General features: G+C 53.9%; 18 protein-coding genes. 5 read left to right on the forward strand and 13 right to left on the reverse strand.

Annotated features, from left to right (window positions below; genetic code table 11):
- Positions 1–4: 4 nt before the first annotated feature.
- A complete protein-coding gene (gene rlmB, locus ACR9EC_RS07160) occupies positions 5–988 on the reverse strand; it encodes a 23S rRNA (guanosine(2251)-2'-O)-methyltransferase RlmB (protein ID WP_435298558.1) in 984 nt (327 codons plus the stop codon).
- A gap of 29 nt (positions 989–1017) precedes the next feature.
- Positions 1018–2427, reverse strand: coding sequence for a cysteine--tRNA ligase (gene cysS, locus ACR9EC_RS07165; protein WP_435298559.1), 1410 nt, complete (start codon positions 2425–2427; stop codon positions 1018–1020).
- A 125-nt stretch (positions 2428–2552) separates the two neighbouring features.
- On the opposite strand from cysS, the gene ACR9EC_RS07170 reads away from it, so the two are divergent.
- Complete coding sequence (locus ACR9EC_RS07170; protein WP_435298560.1) at positions 2553–3362, forward strand: alpha/beta fold hydrolase; 810 nt, start codon at positions 2553–2555, stop codon at positions 3360–3362.
- A complete protein-coding gene (locus ACR9EC_RS07175; protein WP_435298561.1) occupies positions 3355–3921 on the forward strand; it encodes a TetR/AcrR family transcriptional regulator in 567 nt (188 codons plus the stop codon). The genes ACR9EC_RS07170 and ACR9EC_RS07175 overlap by 8 nt, the downstream gene beginning before the upstream one ends.
- Before the next feature lie 29 nt (positions 3922–3950).
- On the opposite strand, the gene ispF is transcribed toward ACR9EC_RS07175, so the two are convergent.
- The 3 genes from ispF to ACR9EC_RS07190 all read right to left on the reverse strand — a co-directional run bounded on the left by ispF (position 3951) and on the right by ACR9EC_RS07190 (position 7222).
- Positions 3951–5270 carry a 2-C-methyl-D-erythritol 2,4-cyclodiphosphate synthase gene (gene ispF, locus ACR9EC_RS07180; RefSeq protein WP_435298562.1) on the reverse strand — a complete coding sequence of 440 codons (1320 nt, stop codon included), beginning with the start codon at positions 5268–5270 and terminating at the stop codon, positions 3951–3953.
- A gap of 35 nt (positions 5271–5305) precedes the next feature.
- The gene (locus ACR9EC_RS07185) at positions 5306–6595 is read right to left on the reverse strand and encodes a hypothetical protein (protein WP_435298563.1); all 1290 of its coding nucleotides are present in this window, start codon (positions 6593–6595) and stop codon (positions 5306–5308) included.
- A 144-nt stretch (positions 6596–6739) separates the two neighbouring features.
- Entirely contained in the window at positions 6740–7222 is a 483-nt protein-coding gene (locus tag ACR9EC_RS07190; RefSeq protein ID WP_435298564.1) for a CarD family transcriptional regulator, read from the reverse strand.
- 337 nt (positions 7223–7559) lie between these two features.
- Here ACR9EC_RS07190 and ACR9EC_RS07195 point away from each other — a divergent pair, with 337 nt between their 5' ends.
- Entirely contained in the window at positions 7560–8057 is a 498-nt protein-coding gene (locus tag ACR9EC_RS07195; RefSeq protein ID WP_435298565.1) for a hypothetical protein, read from the forward strand.
- Positions 8058–8150: 93 nt separating this feature from the next.
- On the opposite strand, the gene pstB is transcribed toward ACR9EC_RS07195, so the two are convergent.
- The 4 genes from pstB to pstS form a co-directional block, all read right to left on the reverse strand.
- The gene (gene pstB, locus ACR9EC_RS07200) at positions 8151–8930 is read right to left on the reverse strand and encodes a phosphate ABC transporter ATP-binding protein PstB (protein WP_435298566.1); all 780 of its coding nucleotides are present in this window, start codon (positions 8928–8930) and stop codon (positions 8151–8153) included.
- A gap of 70 nt (positions 8931–9000) precedes the next feature.
- Entirely contained in the window at positions 9001–10062 is a 1062-nt protein-coding gene (gene pstA / locus ACR9EC_RS07205) for a phosphate ABC transporter permease PstA (RefSeq protein WP_435298567.1), read from the reverse strand.
- Complete coding sequence (gene pstC, locus ACR9EC_RS07210; protein ID WP_435300628.1) at positions 10062–10982, reverse strand: phosphate ABC transporter permease subunit PstC; 921 nt, start codon at positions 10980–10982, stop codon at positions 10062–10064. Before pstC ends, pstA begins: the two co-directional genes overlap by 1 nt.
- Before the next feature lie 214 nt (positions 10983–11196).
- Positions 11197–12321 carry a phosphate ABC transporter substrate-binding protein PstS gene (pstS, locus tag ACR9EC_RS07215; protein WP_435298568.1) on the reverse strand — a complete coding sequence of 375 codons (1125 nt, stop codon included), beginning with the start codon at positions 12319–12321 and terminating at the stop codon, positions 11197–11199.
- A 216-nt stretch (positions 12322–12537) separates the two neighbouring features.
- On the opposite strand from pstS, the gene ACR9EC_RS07220 reads away from it, so the two are divergent.
- Positions 12538–14865 (forward strand): ATP-binding cassette domain-containing protein, encoded by a 2328-nt coding sequence (locus ACR9EC_RS07220; protein ID WP_435298569.1) that lies wholly within the window; start codon positions 12538–12540, stop codon positions 14863–14865.
- A gap of 186 nt (positions 14866–15051) precedes the next feature.
- Here the strand turns inward: ACR9EC_RS07220 and ACR9EC_RS07225 are convergent, their stop codons facing one another.
- Positions 15052–15768 carry a response regulator gene (locus tag ACR9EC_RS07225; protein WP_435298570.1) on the reverse strand — a complete coding sequence of 239 codons (717 nt, stop codon included), beginning with the start codon at positions 15766–15768 and terminating at the stop codon, positions 15052–15054.
- Positions 15765–17075, reverse strand: a complete 1311-nt coding sequence (locus tag ACR9EC_RS07230) for a sensor histidine kinase (RefSeq protein WP_435298571.1) — start codon at positions 17073–17075, stop codon at positions 15765–15767. Before ACR9EC_RS07230 ends, ACR9EC_RS07225 begins: the two co-directional genes overlap by 4 nt.
- Positions 17076–17312: 237 nt before the next feature.
- Between ACR9EC_RS07230 and phoU the strand changes: the two genes are divergently transcribed.
- Complete coding sequence (phoU, locus tag ACR9EC_RS07235) at positions 17313–17978, forward strand: phosphate signaling complex protein PhoU (protein ID WP_435298572.1); 666 nt, start codon at positions 17313–17315, stop codon at positions 17976–17978.
- A 406-nt stretch (positions 17979–18384) separates the two neighbouring features.
- Here phoU and ACR9EC_RS07240 read toward each other — a convergent pair whose 3' ends face one another.
- Positions 18385–19128, reverse strand: coding sequence for a phosphoglyceromutase (locus tag ACR9EC_RS07240; RefSeq protein WP_435298573.1), 744 nt, complete (start codon positions 19126–19128; stop codon positions 18385–18387).
- Between the two features lie 63 nt (positions 19129–19191).
- Positions 19192–20583 carry a glycosyltransferase gene (locus tag ACR9EC_RS07245; protein WP_435298574.1) on the reverse strand — a complete coding sequence of 464 codons (1392 nt, stop codon included), beginning with the start codon at positions 20581–20583 and terminating at the stop codon, positions 19192–19194.
- Positions 20584–20774 lie beyond the last annotated feature (191 nt).

The raw sequence follows: 20774 nt of genomic DNA on the forward strand, positions 1-20774 counted from the left end.
AAACTTATTGGGCTTCTGCGCGTGCTTTAGCAACCTCATACAGGGTGATGCCCGCAGCTACACCTGCGTTCAAGGATTCCACAACCCGTGAGATTGGAATCGACGCAATAGCGTCACAGGTGTCGCGGACAAGGCGCGAGAGGCCTTTGCCTTCAGAACCAACCACAATAACGAGTGGGTCTGTTGAGAATGGCAGATCTGCGACGTTGGTGTCTCCCCCACCGTCAAGTCCAACGACAAAGCATCCAGCTTTTTTCAGTTCTTCAAGTGCCCGCACAAGGTTTGTTTCCCGTGCAACTGGTACTCGTGCTGCTGCACCAGCAGACACTTTCCATGCCGAGGCGGTAACTCCTGCTGCGCGACGTTCAGGAACTAGTACGCCGTGCGCACCGAACGCGCCTGCTGAACGCAAAACAGCACCGAGGTTACGTGGATCTGTAACCGAATCAAGCGCAATGATCAGCGCTGGCTCTTGGGCTGCGGCTGCCGCGTCGAGAAGGTCGTCAATGTCGCTGTAGTCGTATGGTGGCACAGCAATTGCGACGCCTTGGTGTACAGCGTCGTCTGTCATGCGGTCGAGTTCTGGCTTGGTTGCTTCAAAGAGTGGCAGTCCACGCTCTGTTGCGATTGCGAGAATCTCTTTGGTGCGGTCATCGTGCTCTAGACGAGTAGACAAGAACAGCTTCGATACTGGCATGTCGGCGCGTAGAGCTTCGAGCACGGAGTTACGGCCCGCGACGATTTCTACCGCGCGGTCCCCTGCTTTATTGTGTTTTGAGCGTCGTGGCGCGTTCCGTTCACGCGCAGCAGTCAAGCGTTCAGCAGCAGCTTTACGCTTTGCTGCTGGATGCCATGTGCGGTCTTCGGCTTTTGGTGTTGCGCCGCGCCCTTCAAGGGATTTGCGTCCGTGTCCGCCTGTGCCTTTTACTGCACCTTTTTTGGTGCTGGCTTTGCGAATAGAGCCGCGACGTTGTGAGTTTCCTGCCATGAATTACTGGCCTTCCATCAGTTTTAGGGTTAGGCGAGCGTCCAGCGCGCGCCTGTAGGTGAGTCTTCAACGACGATTCCGGCCGCAGAGAGAGCGTCTCGGATTGCGTCTGCTGTAGCGAAGTCGCGGTCTTTTCGGGCTTGTGCACGGGCTTGAATTTGTGAGTGCACAAGTGATTCGAGCGCTTGGGTGACACGTGCGTCTTCTTGGTGGGTAGACCATTGCACTGGGTCTAGCCCAAAAACGTCAAGCATGGCTCGTACTGCAATTACGTGCTCGCGTACGGCATCAGTGTCTCCTGCCGCGAGCGCAGTGTTTCCAGCTTTGAGGTGTTCGTGTACTCGGACGAGAGCGCATGCAACGTTGAGGTCGTCGTTCATTGCTTCGACGAATGCGTCTGGCAGTGGTGCGTGTGTGATGTCGGCGGTAGGGATGGCACCTATTTTTTCGGTGGCACGTTCTATAAAGCCGAGGATTCTGTCCCACGTTGCGTCTGCTTCGGCGACAGTGTCGGGGGTCCATTCGAGCATTGACCGGTAGTGCACTGTGGCGAGTGCGTAGCGGAGGACTGCTGCTCTAGTGTTTTTGAGTACTTCACTGACGAGCAGTCCGTTGCCGAGGGACTTAGACATTTTGGTTCCGCCTTGGGTGACCCATGCGGAGTGTAGCCAGAAGTTAGCGAATTCGTATCCGGCTGCTTTTGATTGGGCTTGTTCGTTTTCGTGGTGTGGGAAGCGTAGGTCGAGTCCTCCACCGTGGATGTCGAATCCTTCGCCGAGGTAGCGTTTTGCCATTGCGGAGCATTCGAGGTGCCAGCCGGGGCGTCCGGTTCCGTATGGGGTGGCCCATTGTGCGGTGGCGGGTTCGCCTGGTTTGGCTGCTTTCCAGAGTGCGAAGTCTCGTGGGTCGCGTTTGAGGGTGCTTTCGTCTTCGTCGTCGCTTGGTAGGGCGTCTTCGATGTGTTGGTTGGTGAGCGACCCGTATTGTTCCCATGATCGGGTGTCGAAGTAGACGTTTCCTTCGCCGGCTTGGTAGGCGTGGCCTCGTTCGACGAGGGTGTCCATGAAGTCGATCATGTCGAGCATGTGTGCGGTTGCGCGTGGCTCGTATGTGGGTGCGAGGTTGCCGAGTGCTTCGTATGCGTGGGTGAAGGCGCGTTCGTGGTGTGCGGCCCATGCCCACCATGGGGTGTCTGCGGCGTGTGATTTGGACAGGATTTTGTCATCTATATCGGTGATGTTGCGGATGTAGGTGACGCGTAGTCCTGTGCGTTGCAGCCAGCGTGTGAGTACGTCGAATGCTACTGCGGACCGCATGTGTCCTATGTGAGGTGGGGCTTGTACGGTGGCGCCACAGACGTACATGCCTACTTCGCCTGCTTTTCGAGGTTCAAAGTCGCGTACTTGTCGCGTTGCCGTGTCATATAGCCGTAAAGTCACTGTCTTAGTTTACCTGTTGTGTGGCGCTCTCCTTGTTTCGTGAGGGGTTTCATGCTGGTGTGCTGTGTGTGTTTTATTTTCTGCTGCCCTTGACCCGCTAAAGCTAATAGTATTAACTTTGGGGTATGTCTTCCCGCACACACCATCTAACTCGTGACACTGGTCAAATCGCCTACAACGTCGCTGGGGCTGGACCACTCATCCTCTGTGTCCCGGGAATGGGCGAAACAAAAGAAAGTTACCGCGACCTTATCCCCCACCTCACCGCGGCAGGCTACACAGTTGCCACCATGGACCTGCGAGGACATGGCGAGTCAGGCACTACCTTCCATCAATTCGACAACCGTGCACTTGCCTCAGACATTCTCGCCCTCATCCACGAACTATCGGGACCAGCCATCGTCGTCGGCTCATCAATGGCTGCCGGAGCTGCCGTTATCGCTGCAGCACAAACCCCACACGCGATCAACGGCCTCGTCCTCACCGGCCCCTTTGTCCGCAATAGTGCAAGCCCAGTGATGGCTGCACTCTTCCGCATAGCGCTCATGCGCCCATGGGGTCGTCTAGCGTGGATTCGCTACTACAGTTCGCTTTTCGCCACGAAACGTCCAGCATGGCTAGAAGCCCACATCGCAGAACGAAACAAACAACTTAAACAACTTGAACGGTGGAAAGCCTTCACTGCGACAACCACAACAGACCACTCCCACGCTGAAGCTGTACTCGGAGCCGTGCAAGCGCCCACGCTTGTCATTATGGGCACCCGCGATCCTGACTGGAAATACCCTCAAGCAGAAGCACAGTGGATTGCACAGCAGTTAGACTGTGAAACGCTACTTGTTGAAGCAGCAGGTCACTACCCGCACGTTGAGGAACCCACAGTGACAGCGCAGGTAATAACCACCGCCCTACACACTTGGAAAAATCATGCCTAGAGTCGGCCTTAGTCGAGAAAAACTTGTAGCGACAGCAATGGCTATCGCCGACGAACATGGGCTCTCTGCAGTCACTATGCACTCCCTCGCCCGCATCTACAACGTTGCAGCACCCAGCATGTATAAGCATGTGAAAAACCTGCATGATTTACACAGCGCAATAGCGTCGGAAGCCCTCATATTATTCGAACGCGCGCTACGCGCCGGTGAACCCGACGGGGTTATTGAGATCGCAACCGCCTACCGTAAATTCGCTCAAGAACACCCCGGCCTGTACGAAGCCACCCAAAAACCACAGTTATTTACCGACGAAACATCACTAGCGGCGTCGCATCGCATCATCGCGCTGATCGCCTCCACGCTACCTGACTCGCTTTCCCCACATGATGTTGTCAATCAGGTACGCATCGTTCGCTCGCTGCTGCACGGATTCGTTGCCCTTGAACAAACCGGCGGTTTCGGGCTGCCCGAATCTGTTGACAGTTCATTCCAACAGTTGTGCACCACATTGAACCTGATTAACTCACTAGCTGGAGTGACGACCTCGCCCACCACATGAAATGGCGCCCACGGGCCCAAAGTGTCCAGTTATTGTGCGCGGGGCGCGACCAAAGCAGTGGCAATCGCTGCCAAGCCTTCGCCTCGTCCGGCAAATCCCAACGCGTCAGTCGTTGTCGCTGAAATACGCACAACAGCGCCAGCTGCGGCACTCATACGCTCTTGCATCAGTGCACGCTGCGGCCCAACCTTAGGTTTATTGCCGATAACCTGAACCGCAACATTTCCAATGTCAAAGCCTGCTTCACGTACACGACGAGCAGCTTCAGCAAGTAAAACTGACCCTGCAGCGCCCGCCCACTGTGGCTCACTCGTCCCAAAATTGGAACCCAAATCGCCTAATCCTGCCGCAGAAAAAAGCGCGTCAGCGGCAGCGTGCGCAATGACGTCAGCATCCGAATGACCATCCAACGGCTGTTCACCAGGGAAATGAACTCCACCCAGCCACATTTCCCGTTCGCTCTGCCCCACAACGAAAGCGTGCACGTCGCTGCCGATTCCGACAAGTGGCATAGAACTATTCACGTCAACACCTTGGCTATGTGGAGTGTGGTCAGAAGAAGGAGCGTCCTTCTCCTGCTGAAAAAGGGTGCGAGCCAACGCTAAATCCGTCGCAGTGGTCACCTTTAGCGCTAAAGCGTCGCCTGGTACGGCATCGACTTCGACACCTGCCCACTGGGCCAACGTTGAATCATCTGTTGCCGCTGTTGCTTCATCATTCGAGCGGTCAGCAAAGCGCGTATGCGCCTGCCATAAAACATCCCAAGCGAACCCTTGCGGGGTCTGCACGATACGCATAACAGAACGGTCCGCTGCCCCTGTAACACGTTGAACGCTCGTATTCGCCGCGTCTGCTACGTCCTCAACCAACTTGATCGTATCTGCGACTTCAAGCGCTGGGATGACGGCAGCCGAACCATGGGCAACAGCAGCAACAACACGATCCATAAGACTCGTTGGGGTAAGCGCACGAGCCGCATCATGCACCAGAACAACATCTGCATCATGCTGTGCATCTTTCAGATGCTGAAGTCCCGCATAAACGCTGCTCTGCCGAGAGACACCACCAGCAACAACAGCACAAGGAACCTGAAGGCCTAGCAAGGCAACAAGCTCTGTGAAAAGTTTTACGTCAGCAGCAGGAGCCGTAACAACAATGGCTTGCACACCATGCACAGCAGCAGTGTTACGCACAGCAGTACACAGCAAAGACGAATCGTCACCAATACGCCCACTTTCACCAAGTGGAACCAGTGCCTTGGGCACGCCATAGCCAAGCCGTTGGCCGGATCCTGCAGCCGTTACAACAGCCACCACCCGAGCATGACCGGTTTCTTCAAGCACCTTCATTATTGCGTTCATCCTCGATGTGACAGCTGTGCTAACTAAAACTCGATACGTTTTTTACGGCTCTGGAGCACAGTCGAAGCGTGTCCAAGTTTGCGTAAAGTAATGCGCGCCCACACCTTCTCGTCGCGGTCAACATCTCGCAGCTCATAGGTCAGCCCGCGAGCACCCTTAATAGGCTTTTTGCCACGCATCCATTGAATATCAACCGAATCTGCTTCGGGATACACAAAATCAGCGTCGAACCCCGACAAACGAAGTGTTTGGCCTAGCTGCGGCGTGCCTTTCACCCGAACAGGGTCTCCCAAATACTCAGGGGCATCGCCTAACCCAACAACCCCGAAATGCACTTCTATGGTGCTGTCGAGAACGTGCGGAGCCGATGCTTGCACAAGGACCGAAAGGTTACGTCCACGCATCATCGAGTTAACCCGTAAGGACTGCGATGTTCCACCGTCCACGTCTTCCCCGTTCACCTGCCACTGGTAGGTCAACTCTTCCGCTCGAGGAATAAAAAAAGACTTTTTTACACGGGCTTTTACTTTGTCGCCAACGCGAGGGTCAGTTACTTGGACTTCGACCGTGTCTTTCAACGCAATAGCATTGCCTTCACCGATCCAGCCGGCATTGACCACAACATTAGCTGGTTCTGTGCCTACTTCTTGAACACTTAATTCAACGCTTAAAGACGATCCGGCGCTGCCCTGAGGAGGATAAAAGAACGTCGTAAATGCGTCATCGTGGGCTTCCACTATCTCACTGTGGATTTCTTGCCCGCCAACCAACCAGCGTGCAGTAACAGCTTCAACGGCAGGAGATACTGCATCTATTGGAAGTTCGCACATAACCGGTGCCAACTCCATGATTCCCGTGTCGGGAGTTCCTTCGTCACGCACTTCAGCTTCGCTACGAATGCTGATAGCACTACGATCAATAACAGGAGCTGGAGCAAGCACCACATCACCACATTCAATAGTGACTTCGAGTGGTTGCATATCTTCTCCAGCAAAAGTTGCTGTTGCAGACAGCGTTGTACCGACGTCCTCTAACGTGACCTGATACGACGAACCGATTGCGCCGTTAGACCACACCACAGTTACATCACCGGCGGCAGGCGAAACACTATTTTCAGACAGCTCAACGCGAACCTCTTGCCCTACCGTCACTTGACGTTGCGGCAATGACGAGGTCAAAGGCGCAGATGGTGCGTCACCTGCTAAATCAATAACTTTGCCAAGATCCACCATGAGACTAAAAATCCCTTGGCCGCCCTCTTGCAAGGAATTGAAGAGGGTCTCAGAGTCATAACCATCAAAATGCGCGGTCACGATCAGCTCTCCCTGGGGTCATACCAATATTTTCCAGCGCGCCTAGGCGCTCAACAGCCTTACGGCCTTTCAAGACAACACCAGCCGCTTGGCTTGTATTCCCAATCAGAAACACACCAAGCGGCTGGCGTAAAAACTTTTGAATTAGCCGGCAAGAACCTCGTCGAGAAGCGCTTCAGCTTTATCTTCTTCAGTGTGCTCAGCTAGCGCCAACTCAGATACGAGGATTTGCCGCGCACGAGCGAGCATACGCTTTTCACCAGCGGACAAACCGCGGTCGGTGTCACGGCGTGACAAGTCACGAACAACTTCAGCAACCTTAATAACGTCACCTGAAGCTATTTTTTCGACATTTGCCTTATACCGGCGGGACCAGTTTGTTGGCTCCTCAGTGTACGGGGCACGAAGCACCTCAAACACTTCATCCAAGCCTTCTTTATCAACCACATCACGTACACCAACTAGGTCTACGTTCTCTGCGGGAACCTCAATGGTCAGGTCGCCCTGCGCCACTCGAAGTTTCAAATACGTTTTATCTACGCCCCGGATCGTTCGCGTCTTGATCTCTTCGATTAGAGCGGCTCCGTGGTGCGGGTAGACGACGGTCTCCCCTACTGTGAACGACATCAGCGGTTGTCCCCTTTCGCGGATATCCATTCTATCACGGGGAGCGCTGATAAAAATGAATTAATCTTGCACACTGAAACGCCGCTCGTCAAGCGACCTTTCCGTAACACTAGGCAACGTGGCGGACTTCATAGATGTGGTGGTAGGGCTCTTATTCCTGTAACGATAGAATCAACCGAGGATATCTCTAGGCATACGGTGGAATCTAGAGCGAGCACCCGCAGCGCTGTCCCGTGCAATGGCTGCATGGATGCGGTTCCACCAAAGCTGACAGATACACTCACTTTAAGCCCCGCGATCGCCCAAGCGATCAACTACCCGCGCTCTTGGAGTTTCCATGTTTAGCCAGATCTCAGCTTCCCGGTCGCTGCGCGCAGTCGCTGGCGCATTCGTCGCAGGCGGCCTAGTCTTCGGGACTGCTGCCTGCGCACCATCAACCACAGACCTGTACTACGCAGCGTCTGACGGTACGCGTGCAACACTCGACTCAAAAACACTCGAAGTCATCAACCTCATGGTTCTCACTTCTGGTGAAGACGGTAAAGCCGTTCTCCTCGGTGCCGTGCACAACAAAACCGAAGAAGACAATGTTGCACAACTGTCAGCAGACGACGGTTCCATCAACCTGACCATCCCACTTGCTGGTGAAGAAACCATCAACTTGTACACCGATGAAGACAAGCAAGTAACCTTCAGCGGTTTCTCACCTAAACCAGGTTCCACAATCGACGTAACATTCTCGGACAACGCAGGATCATCGAAGGTCGTGCACGTGCCCGTATTTGACGGCACACTGCCTGAATACAAAGATTTCGCGCCTACCGCAACGTCTTAACACGTTTGTGGAACTGTCCACGCGATAGTTCCACAAACGACGAGGGCCGCAACTTCATTTAGAAGCTGCGGCCCTCGTCGTATAGTCGGCTGCTTATCCAAAGCGGCCAGAGATGTAGTCTTCTGTTGCTTGCATACGAGGCGAGGAAAACATCGTTGCAGTGTCATCGATTTCGATGAGTTTGCCTGGCTTCCCAGTGCCTGCAATGTTGAAGAAGCCCGTACGGTCAGACACACGTGCTGCCTGCTGCATGTTGTGCGTAACAATCACAATCGTGTAATCGGATTTCAGTTCGTGCATGAGGTCTTCAATTGCGAGCGTTGAAATCGGGTCAAGCGCAGAGCATGGCTCGTCCATAAGCAGTACGTCTGGCTTTACCGCGATTGCACGCGCGATGCATAGACGCTGCTGCTGTCCACCTGAAAGGGATGACCCTGGACGGTCAAGACGGTCTTTTACTTCGTTCCACAGGTTTGCGCCCCGCAGTGACTGCTCAACGATGTCTTCTGCGTCAGACTTAGAAATCTTCTTGGAGTTTAACCGCACTCCAGCCAGCACGTTTTCAGCGATCGACATTGTTGGGAACGGGTTTGGGCGTTGGAAAACCATTCCGATGTGGCGACGTACAGCCACAGGGTCAACCTGTGCACCATACAAGTCTTCTCCATCGAGGAGCGCTTGACCTTCAACGCGAGCGCCTGGAATGACTTCGTGCATTCGGTTGAGGGTACGCAGGAATGTTGATTTTCCACATCCTGATGGACCGATGAGTGCGGTGATGGATCGTGGTTCGATTTCCATGTTGACGCCTTCTACGGCGAGGAAGTCTCCGTAGTAGACGTTGAGGTCTTTCACATCGATTCGCTTTGACATGTTTTTACTCTCTCTAGCCGGGGCTCATCGGGTGTGCCTCGGAAGTTGTTGGTGGGGCGGGACGAGTGGGCTATCGTTCCAGTTTGGGGGCAAAGTATTTGGAGATCATGCGTGCCACTATGTTGAGCAGCATGACGATGACGATGAGGGCTAGGGCTGCTCCCCATGCGCGGTCGACGCCTATGCCACCTTGGGAATATTGGCGGTAGGCGAATACTGGCAGTGTTGCCATGCGTCCTTCGAATAGGTTCCAGTTCACGTCTGCGGCGATACCGATTGTGAGGAGTAGTGGCGCGGTTTCACCGATGACGCGGGCTACTGCCAGCATGACTCCGGTGACTATTCCGCCTACTGCGGTGCGTAGTACAACTTTGAAGATGGTGCGTGCTTTGGTGACTCCTAGTGCGTAGGAGGCTTCTCGTAGTTCGTTGGGTACGAGCCTGAGCATTTCTTCGACGGAACGGATCACGACAGGTGTCATGAGTACTGCGAGTGCGGCTGCACCCATGATTCCGGCGCGGTATGCGGGACCGAAGAGCAGGGTGAACAGGGAGAATGCGAAGAGACCTGCAACGATGGATGGGATGCCGGTCATGACGTCGACGAAGAAAGTGACGCCTCGTGCGAGTGCACCGCGGCCGTATTCGACGAGGTAGATGGCGGTGAGGATACCGATTGGTACGGAGATGACGGTGGCGGCGAGGGTTACGAGGATGGTGCCCCAGATCGCGTGGAAGATTCCACCTTCTGTCATTTCGCCGAATACCCCGACCATGTTGGTGTTGAGGAAGTCGAATGACATGACGCTTATCCCGTTGCTCCCTACTGTCCACAGGAGTGAGACCAGTGGGATGAGTGCGATACCGAAAGCTATGGTGACGAGTGTCGTCGCGAAGCGGTCGGTTGAGTAGCGGGAGCCTTCAACTTTGCGGGAGATCGCGGTGAGGGCTATAGCGTGTACTGCTACGCCTAGGGCGATGATTCCTGCTGGTGATGCGGCTGATGCGAGTGTCAGGATAAGAGCTGAGGCGAGGATGCTTGCGCCTAGGCTTGCCCATGGAGCCCATTTAGGCAGGCGTGGCATAGACGCGAATACTCCATGCGTGGTTTCTGGGGATGTGAGGGCAGACATCAGTTAGCTCCACTAAATTCGCTGCGGCGGCTGACGATCCATCGGGCCAGCATGTTTACCGCGAGTGTGATGACGAACAGGGCAAGACCGGTAGCGATCAGGGTGGACACGGAGAGTCCTGATGCTTCAGGGAATTTTGCGGCAATGTTTGCTGCGATTGTTTGGTGTTGTCCTGGTTTGAGCAAGAAGAAGGAGAAGAGGGTTCCTGGTGACAGGATCATCAGTACTGCCATGGTTTCACCGAGGGCGCGTCCGAGGCCGAGCATGGATGCGGAGACGACTCCGGAGCGTCCGAAGGGGAACACTGCCATGCGTACGAGTTCCCAGCGGGTGGCGCCTAAAGCGAGGGCTGCTTCTTCGTGGAGGCGTGGTGTTTGCAGGAAGACTTCGCGTGCGACTGCGGTGATGATTGGCAGAATCATGACGGCGAGGACGAGGCTTGCTGTCATAACGTTTTTTGCGGGGGCTTGGTAGTCCGCGAAGAGTGGGATGAACCCGAGTGTGTTGGTCATCCACATGAAGATTGGGTCGAGTTGTGGGGCGAGCCATAGTGCGCCCCACAGGCCGTACACCACTGATGGGATTGCTGCGAGTAGGTCGATCACGTATCCGAGTGGTCCGGCTACTTTGCGTGGCGCGTAGTGGGAGATGAACAGCGCGATCGCAACCGATAGTGGCACTGCGACGAGCAACGCCAGTATTGATGCGAGTAGCGTGCCAAAAATCAGTGGGCCAATGTAGTCGAGCAGGTTGTCTGCTTTAAACCAGGAGATCTTTTGTAGTTCTTCTGGGCTTGCGACGAGTGCTGGCCATGCACGGTAGATGAGGAACCCTGCCACGGCCGCCAGGATGACCAGGATGGTCAGCCCGGCGCCCGTGGATAGGTATTCAAACCACTTCGCTGATAGTGCTGAGGCGATTCGTCCGCGACGTTTTACTTCGAGGTCTCCCCGCCCTTGTGTGTGGGAGCCTTGGTTGTGCCCGTGCGCGCGGGCTCCGCTGCCATCCAGTTGTGCGTTCTGGTTGGCGGCTGCGGATGAAGTAGGTGACGTGGTGGCTTGGGCGTTTGCTGCTACGTCAATGTTGTCGGGCAATATTCTCACCTGAGTACTTGTGGATGCGGTTTAGGTCAGATCACTTGGTGGTGATCGAGTCGATTGCTGCTACAACTTCTGCACGCAGGTTCTCTGAGATTGGTGCGGAGCCTGCGACGTCTGGTTGTGCTGCTACGGTTTGGCCTTCAGCTGATGCAACGTAGTTGAGGAATGCTTTTACGTTGGTTGCATCTTCTGAGGTTTCATACACGGAGCAAGCGATCGAGTAGGAGATCAGAACGAGCGGGTAAGCGCCTTCTGCTGTGGTGGAACGGTCAAGTTCCACGACGAGGCGCTTGTCTGTTGCGTGTTCTGAGCGTGGGCTTGCGTCTACGACCTTCGCTGCGGCTTCTGCCGAGAATGGTACGTAGGATTCGCCTACCTTGAGTGCTACGGTTCCGAGGTCGCCTGCGCGGGAGGCGTCAGCGTATCCGATTGCTCCTTCTGCTGAAGCTACGGTGTCGATGAGTCCGGAGGTTCCGTTGCCTGATTGGGTGCCTGAACGTGGCCAGTCACCTGATGGCTCGTGTGTCCATGCGCCGTTTGATGCGGCTGCAAGGTATTCAGTGAAGTTTTCTGTGGTTCCTGATTCGTCGGAACGGTTCACTGGGATGACGTCGATGTCTGGTAGTTCAACACCTTCGTTTTCTGCTGCGATTGCTGGGTCGTTCCATTTGGTGATGTCACCGTTGAACACCTTTGCAATGGTTTCGGCAGACATGTTGATGTGTTCTGCGGAAACACCTGGAAGGTTGTAGACGACAGCGATTGGTGAGATGTAGAGCGGTAGTTCGAGAACTTCACCGCCGTAGCAGCGGTCTGCGCCTGCTGCTACTTCTTCTTCTTTGAGTGCTGCATCTGAACCAGCGAACTGTACACCGCCAGCAAGGAACTGTTCGCGGCCGCCGCCGGAGCCAATGGCTTCGTAGGTGACGGAGAGGTCTGGGGCAACGCTAGCAACGGTTGCGATCCATCCGCCCATTGCTTTTTCTTGTGAGGATGCACCGGCACCGGCGATGCTTCCGGATGCTGTTGCTTCACTGTCGTTCCCTGATGAAGTTGGGGTGGTTTGTTGGACTGCGTCGGTTCCACATGCCGTCAACGCAAGTGCGAGTGCACCGGTAAACGCTGTGCCTGCCAGTACTCGGCTCTTCACGTTCTTCACTGTGTATTACCTATCTGAATGTGTGTGTGGTGGCAGGTTCTCCTGCGCACAGTAAAAAACGTATGAGTCGTAAATGACGGGGGTTTGGTGTTTGGGTTAACCGAAAGTGAACAGTAGGGGCTTGTTCGCTGTTCAACATTACTTTTGGGTGAACTCGCTGAACTTTGCGTCGAGTATTTACCTGACAGTTGCTATTTCGTTCATTATTCTGAGGAAATGTCTGAGACTTTTTCTGGTGTTGTTCCGGCAGATTCCCATACAACGATTAAGGTTCGTGGCGCGCACACGAACAACTTGAAGTCAGTGGATATTGATATCGCGAAGAGGCGATTGACTGTGTTTACTGGAGTGTCTGGTTCGGGTAAGTCTTCGCTGGTGTTTGGGGTTATTGCGGCGGAATCTCAACGCCTCATTAATGAAACGTATACGACCTTTGTGCAGTCGTTTATGCCGAGCAATGCGCGCCCTGAGGTTGATGAGTTGTCGAATCTGAGCGCTGCGATTGTGGTGAATCAGGATCCGATTGGCGCTAATTCTCGTTCTACTGTGGGTACGGCAACGGATGCGTCAGCATTTTTGCGCACTATTTTTTCGCGCGTTGGTTCTCCCGCTGTTCCTGTGTCTGCGGCTTTGTCTTTCAACACTCCCGCGGGCATGTGTATGGAGTGTGAGGGTGGCGGTGAGGTGAACTCCCTTGACCTTGATGAGCTGGTCGATAGGGAGTTGACGTTAAATGAGGGCGCCTTAACGATTCCTGGTTTTCAGGTTGGTGCCTGGTATTGGCAGATTATTGTCGAATCGAAAATGTTTGACCCTGACAAAAAACTCAAGGACTACACGGACGAAGAATGGCATCTTTTGGTGTATCAGGAGGCCATGAAAGTTAATGTGGGCACACACAACGCCACCTATGAGGGGCTTGTTCCTAAAGTAAAGCGAACGATCATGAGTAAGGATCGTGAGAAAGCACAATCGCAGATTCGTGCGTTTATGGATCGTGCCGCAACTTTTGAACCGTGCCCCGCATGCAAAGGCACTCGCTTGAACGCGGCCGCGTTGGAGTGCCGCATTGATGGGGTGAACATTGCTGACGTTTCTGCGATGCAAGTAAGTGACATTCGTGTGTGGCTTAACCAGGTTGATACAAGCGCTGTTGCGCCTGTGGCAGCTAACCTTGCAGCCCTCTTGCAGGGGCTTGAACATATCGGCTTGGGCTATTTGTCGTTAGACCGTGTGACGGGAACGCTTTCAGGTGGTGAAGCCCAACGAGTCAAAATGGTGCGGCACGTTGGTTCTGCACTAACCGATGTCACCTACGTTTTTGACGAACCAACTGTTGGTTTGCACCCGCACGACATTGCCCGCATGAACGAACTGCTTGTGAGCTTGCGCGACAAGGGCAACACCGTGCTGGTTGTTGAACATAAACCTGAAGTGATTGCTATAGCCGATCAAGTAGTTGACATGGGCCCGAAGGCCGGAACACACGGTGGGGAGATCGTCTTTCAGGGTTCAGTTGCCGAACTTGCGTCGTCTGGAACTTTAACCGGTGAGCATTTGCGTATTCCAGCCCGGTTGAAAGAAGACGACGAAGGTGTACGTTCCCCGGCAGGTAAAGCCGAGATTCGTCGTGCACGGCAACACAACCTTAAAGACGTATCCGTGGATGTGCCGTTAGGGTGCATTACTGCGGTCACCGGTGTTGCAGGGTCAGGTAAGAGTTCCCTTATTCATTCCAACATTAAAAAAGCGAAGCAGGTTTTTGATTCGGCTGGACATCCTGCCTTAGACGTTGAGATTGTGGATCAGGCAGCGATCCGCGGTTCGCGACGCTCAAACCCGGCAACATATACGGGCGTGCTTGACCCTATTCGGGCTGCTTTTGCTAAAGCAAACAACGTGAAACCTGCCTTGTTTTCTGCCAATTCGGCTGGGGCGTGCGAAAACTGTAACGGCAGCGGACTGATTTTCACTGAGCTTGGTTTTATGCAGACGGTGTCGTCCACATGTGAAACCTGTGAGGGGAAACGCTTCACACAAGAGGTCCTCAACTACACGTTTGAAGGAGCCAATATTCACGACGTGTTGTCTATGAGCATGGAGCAGGCACTCGAATTTTTTACAGCGGCAAAAGTCAAAAAAGCTGTCAGCATTTTAGAGAACCTCAACCGTGTAGGGCTCGGCTACATCCGCTTGGGGCAACCGTTAAACACCCTTTCCGGTGGTGAACGGCAACGCCTAAAACTGGCGGTACACATGGGAACAGGCAAGAAATTGTATGTTCTTGACGAACCGACGACCGGTTTACACATGGCAGACGTCGACCTGATGCTTGGCTTACTCGATCATCTTGTAGAGCAAGGCAACTCGGTAATCGTCATTGAACACAACCTACGAGTCATTGCCCACGCAGATTGGGTTATCGACCTTGGACCGGGTGCAGGCCATGACGGTGGAACAATCGTTTTTGAAGGCACCCCCAAAGCCCTGACCGGGAGTGATACTCTCACTGGAACCCACCTCGCAAACTATTTACAACACTAACGATCACGGTCGAAGGGTTTGGTCTCTCTCATTACAGGTATTGTGCGTCGCAGCACACGTAAAAACCTGAAAAACGTTAGCGTCGGTTCATAATTTCGCAGTGATAACGCGTGTGGCGGTGCATTCTATTGAATGTACCGCCACACGCGTATCAGCATGTATAAGCCCTAAATCAGGGCATATACATCAAGATGCTTCAGCGAACTTGTATCCCAGTCCCCTCACCGTCAACACTAGTTGCGGGTTACCTGGGTCTTCTTCAATTTTCGCGCGAATACGTTTGACGTGAACGTCTAAAGTTTTCGTGTCGCCCACATAGTCACTGCCCCACACACGGTCAATGAGCTGCCCACGAGTAAGCACCCTACCTGCGTTTCGCAGCAAATATTCGAGTAAATCAAACTCTTTCAACGGGAACGAAACACTCTCCCCGTGAACAGTGACGATGTGTCGCTCCACATCCATGCGCACTGGCCCTGCCGCAAGTACTTGCGAATCGTCGTCGCTGACGTGGCGTTCCGCTGTTTCAGTGCTGCTTGACCCTTGTCGTCTACGTAAAACTGCGCGCATGCGGGCAAGTAATTCTCTAAACGAGTATGGTTTCGTCACATAGTCGTCTGCACCTAATTCCAAGCCGACAACCTTATCGATTTCGCCGTCTTTCGCAGTCAACATGATCACTGGAACATCACCACGAAGACGCAGTTCACGGCACACTTCCGTGCCCGACAAACCGGGAAGCATCAGATCCAGCAAAACAAGATCTGGAAGTTCCTCATCATATGCGTCTAACGCTTCGCTGCCTGACGCAACAGCAACAACATCAAAACCTTCACGAGTGAGCTGATATGTGAGCGGCTCACGGTAAGACTCTTCGTCTTCAACAACCAGAATGCGCGTCACGCGCCTTCCTCCTTATGTGGCGGTCCCGAATGTGGTGGCATGCTACGCACCTCCAGCACATCTGTTGGGAGTAATACTCGATTTGGACGTTCAAGTCGGGTGGTACCAGACATGGTAATCCGGCTTTCTTCCTCTTCCACCGGATCGAGTTCGTACGGTGGCTGGTCAGCAGCATCTCCAGGATCAAGATCGCTGACGGCAGGAATGCGGAGCGTAAAGGTTGACCCTTTCCCTTCACGCGACCACACGGTCACTTCACCGCCATGATCGGCGGCAACATGCTTAACAATGGAAAGCCCAAGACCAGTTCCACCAGTTGCCCGCGAACGGGCAGGATCTACGCGATAGAAGCGTTCAAAAATACGCGACTGCTGCTCCGGTGAAATTCCGATACCTTGGTCAACCACTGAAATTTCGACGAGCTCACCACGACGGTGCACTCCCACACCCACAGTGGTGTTCTCAGGCGAATACGACACCGCGTTATCAACAAGGTTTCGCACTGCGGTCACTAAAAGATTGTGGTCACCGTACACGTACGTGTCGCGGTCAACACCCACATGAATGGTGATGTTTTTGCCTTGTGCAACAACTTTCGCTCGGTCAATAGCCTCATCAATGACCCCGGCAACATCAACCATAGATACGGAATGCGACGAACCTTCAAGTTGCAGACGCGACAGTTCAATAATTTCCTGCACAAGCTGCGCGAGGCGTTTAGATTCTTGACTCATACGTCCAGCAAAGTGGCGAACAGCCTCAGGATCGTCAGCCGCATCTTGCAGCGTTTCCGCAAGCAAGCCGATAGCACCAACTGGTGTTTTCAACTCGTGGGAGACGTTCACTGTGAAATCGCGGCGAATTGTCTCAACGCGTTTAGCTTCAGTTTTGTCTTCGGCAAGAACAACAATGTGGCGGGCATCTAATTGCGCTACTCGCACCTGTAACATGACGCGGCCACGACCGACAGGCCCTCGAGGCAGTTCAAGTTCTTCGTCGGCGATAAGCCCCGACCTGCGCACAGAATCAATCATGTCTTGGATGGAGGGGTGCACGATCCGATCGCCGCGCACTACACCTAACGCGTACGCTGGCGCTGAGGCGCGCACCACCGAATCGTCCTCACGCAATACAACTGCGGCTGAACGCAACACAGCGAGCACGCGCACAACCCCATCACCAAGTTCATCTTTTTTCCTGATTGGGGTTTTGTACTGCTGATGCTCTGAATACCAAAATGCGAGTGTCGCAAGGACACCGACGACTAGCCCAACCGCTCCTGCGGCTATGAGCGCACTGCTTTCCACCCTTTTAGCCTACGGTGCGTTTGACAGAAAATCTCCCTCCTCGGCGCGTCATCAACAGCACAATCGCACAATCTCAACAACTTAACGGCAGTTCACTGCCAAGAGTTCATACACGCGACACCAACAGTTCACCTGCAAGTTGACCGCACCACACTTGCGCTTGGAAAGGTAAACACCATGCACAAGAATCTGGCGCTACAACACCTCGTGCCCAGATAAGGAACTCATAGGAGCACCATGCGCAAGATTTTCGAGGCCGAGCTTCAAGCACTCGGTGAAGACCTCGACCAGATGGCTGAACTCGTGCACGCTGCAATCAGCAGAGCCGGCGAAGCCCTCCTGACATCCAACATTTCTTTGGCTCAACAAGTCATCGAAGACGACCAAAAAGTTGATGCGTTAGAGCGCTCACTTGAAGAACGCTGCGTGCTGCTTCTGGCACAGCAGCAGCCGGTCGCCACCGACTTACGTGTCGTTGTGACGGCGCTGCGCCTCTCGGCAAGCCTGGAGCGCATGGGTGACCTCGCCCGTCACATCGCTGAAGTATCACGACGCGCATACCCAAACTCTGCAATGCCACCGCAACTGCAAGAAACGTTTGAAGGTATGGTCGGGGCAGCTGAGCGTGTGGGCCGCCGCGTGTACGGCCTTGTTTCCTCGCACGACCTTGACGTTGCAGGAAACATCGAACGCGACGACGACCTACTCGACGACTTCCACAACAACGTGTTCGTTACGTTGCTTGGGCAAGAGTGGCAAGGATCCGCTCAAGAAACCGTAGACGCAACACTACTGTCCCGTTACTTTGAACGGTTCGGTGACCACGGTGTTTCTGTGGCCCGCCGCATCAACTACCTTGTCACCGGAGACTTTGACAAGGAACACCACACTTCGGGTGCGTAACGCACCGACCGTTAACCGTCGCCACAAGGAGCAGTCCTTACGGCTTGCGAATCGCTGGGAGGGCTGACTGTAGTAATCGCCGACGAAGTCCACACAATTGTGTGATGCAGTGTCTTCGTTGAGGGTCAAATAGTGATTGCTGCTGTCACCAGCGAAACAAAGGTGAGGGGTCACACCATCTGGTGTGACCCCTCACCTATTTTTGCGTTAGTTTCGGTTCTGCTTTGTTTTACGTAACGCTACCGCTCTGTTTCGCACATCACCCACTCCTCTTGTGTGCACTATGCTGCACATTCCAAACTGTGCAGAATAGTGCACACCAGTGATAAGGCCCGACAAAAATAGGCAACAAAAAGGTGTGGCCCGCTGGTTTCCAGCGGGCCACACCTTTATAAAGCAAAGAGACTTACTTCTTGCCCTGGTTAGCTACAGCCTCTGCAGCTGCCTTTGCAGCTTCTGGGTCAAGGTAGCGTCCACCCTTTTGAAGTGGCTTGAAGTTCTCGTCCAGTTCGTACACCAAAGGCATACCTGTTGGAATGTTGAGCTCTGCAATGTCCTCGTCAGAGATCTCGTCGAGAAGCTTCACCAGTGCACGCAACGAGTTACCGTGTGCTGCAACAAGAACAGTTTTTCCTGCCTTGAGGTCTTCCTGAATAGCACCTTCCCAGTAAGGGATTTCGCGCTCAAGAACGTCCTTCAAGCATTCGGTGCGTACGTCCGCTGCGTCTCCAACGTAACGTGGGTCAGCGTCTTGTGAGAACTCGGTGCCTGCTTCAATTGCTGGTGGTGGCACGTCGTACGAACGACGCCACAACTTGAACTGGTCTGGCCCGTATTCTTCGAGGGTTTGTGCTTTGTCTTTACCCTGCAACGCACCGTAGTGGCGTTCGTTGAGGCGCCAGTCGCGCTTCACTGGGATCCAGTGGCGTCCAGCAGCTTCAAGTGCGAGGTTTGCAGTGGTGATTGCACGCAACAACATCGACGTGTGGACGACGTCTGGGAGGATGTCTGCTTCTTTAAGAAGTTCTCCACCGCGCTGTGCTTCAGCGCGACCCTTGTCAGACAGTTGGACGTCTACCCAACCGGTGAAAAGGTTCTTTGCGTTCCATTCGCTCTCGCCGTGGCGGAGCAGTACGAGCTTGTATGTCATACCCTCTATCCTGCCATTTCTTGACCCGACATGTGCGGGTCTTTTGTCCGTGCAAACAGATGTTTACCCGGCTTTGGATTGTTGTGCGGAAACACTTTCGTAGACGTCAAGTGTTGCCTGTGCAGTGTGCTGCCACGTGAATGTGGCGGCAACAGCGCGTGCTTGTTTGACGAGGCTGTTGCGTAACTGCTCGTCAGAAAAGTAGTTGTGAATGGTGCGTGCCCATTCTTGCGGGTCATGCCCCGGCACCAGCAACCCCGATTTTCCGTGTGCTACCGCGGTTTTTAGTCCGCCCACATTCGCTGCAATGACGGGTGTGCCGCAGGCTTGCGCTTCAACAGCGACTAAACCAAAGCTTTCGTTACGTGACGGCATAGCCACGACGTCTGCAACTCTAAACCATGCGGCTAGTTCGTTGCGTTGTGCTGGTGGTTCAAAGATGACATGTTCGTCAATTTCGAGTTGGTGCACGTGGGCTCGTAATTCTTTTAACGCGCTTTTCTTGCCTGAGGCTCCCCCAAGAATAACGAGCGTGGGAACCTTGCCGTGGGCTTCTTGCATCCCAAGTAACGACGACTCGTGTGTTTGTGCGCAGCGTGCTTGCGCGTGCCCGTGTCCTCGTCGGCAGCACACAGTGCGATGGTGTTCGGCAATGTGCGCGAGCATTTCAACAAGCACATCTGGGCCTTTAAGCGGCTGGATTCGGCCCGCGAAAACAATGACTTTGTCGTGCGGGGCAAATCCGTGTTGGGCGCGTTCTTGCTCGCGTGTAAGCCCGTTCGGGTTTACTGGCGTGAACGTGTCGAGGTCAACCCCCGGCGCAATAACATGCACTTTTCTCGGGTCAGCGTCATAGTAGTCGACGAGTTCTTGCGCTTCATATTCGGTGTTCGCAACGAGCGCTGACGATTCAAGCACTACTTGTTCTTCGCCGATAATGCGGCCAGCCGGTTCTGGAGTGTCTCCTGGCGCTAAGCCTGCATTTTTTACGTGTGCCATCGTGTGCATGGAATGTATCAGTGGCACATTCCATCTATCGGCGGCTAGCCATCCGGCTTGCCCTGAAAGCCAATAATGCGAATGCACGACGTCGTAAAAGTTTTGGTTGCGGGCATGCTGTGTACGCAAAACTCCCTGCGTGAAGTAGCAGAGTTGGCCGGGAAGGTCTTTTTTATCGAGCCCTTCGAACGGGCCTGCCGTAATGTGTCGGGCGTATACGCCATGCGCAATTTCAACAATGTCCGGTTGGTTAGCTGCTGTTCGACGAGTGAATATTTCGACGTGTGCACCGCACTGCGCTAAGGCTTTCGCTAGTTCAGTGATGTATACGTTCATTCCCCCGGCGTCGCCAACACCAGGTTGAGCTAAGGGTGAAGTGTGTACTGAAAGCATGGCGACCCGTGGGCCATTTTGGGTAACAGGTACTGCGGTGCGTAGTTTTTGTCTTGACAGCATTACGTGTGCGAACCACCTAGGTAGTGTGACCTCTCAAGTTTCGCAAAGACGCAGGCTGATTCCAAGCTACGTCCATGCCATAACCATGTAACAATGCGTAAAACCTAGGAATGCCCGAGCAAAGTGTGATACACATTACGCATAACCGCGAGGGCCATAGGTCCCATGACTTACTGACACTTGGTGATGAT

Origin of the sequence: Timonella sp. A28 (assembly GCF_051200815.1) — a bacterium.
Taxonomy (GTDB): domain Bacteria; phylum Actinomycetota; class Actinomycetes; order Actinomycetales; family Cellulomonadaceae; genus Timonella.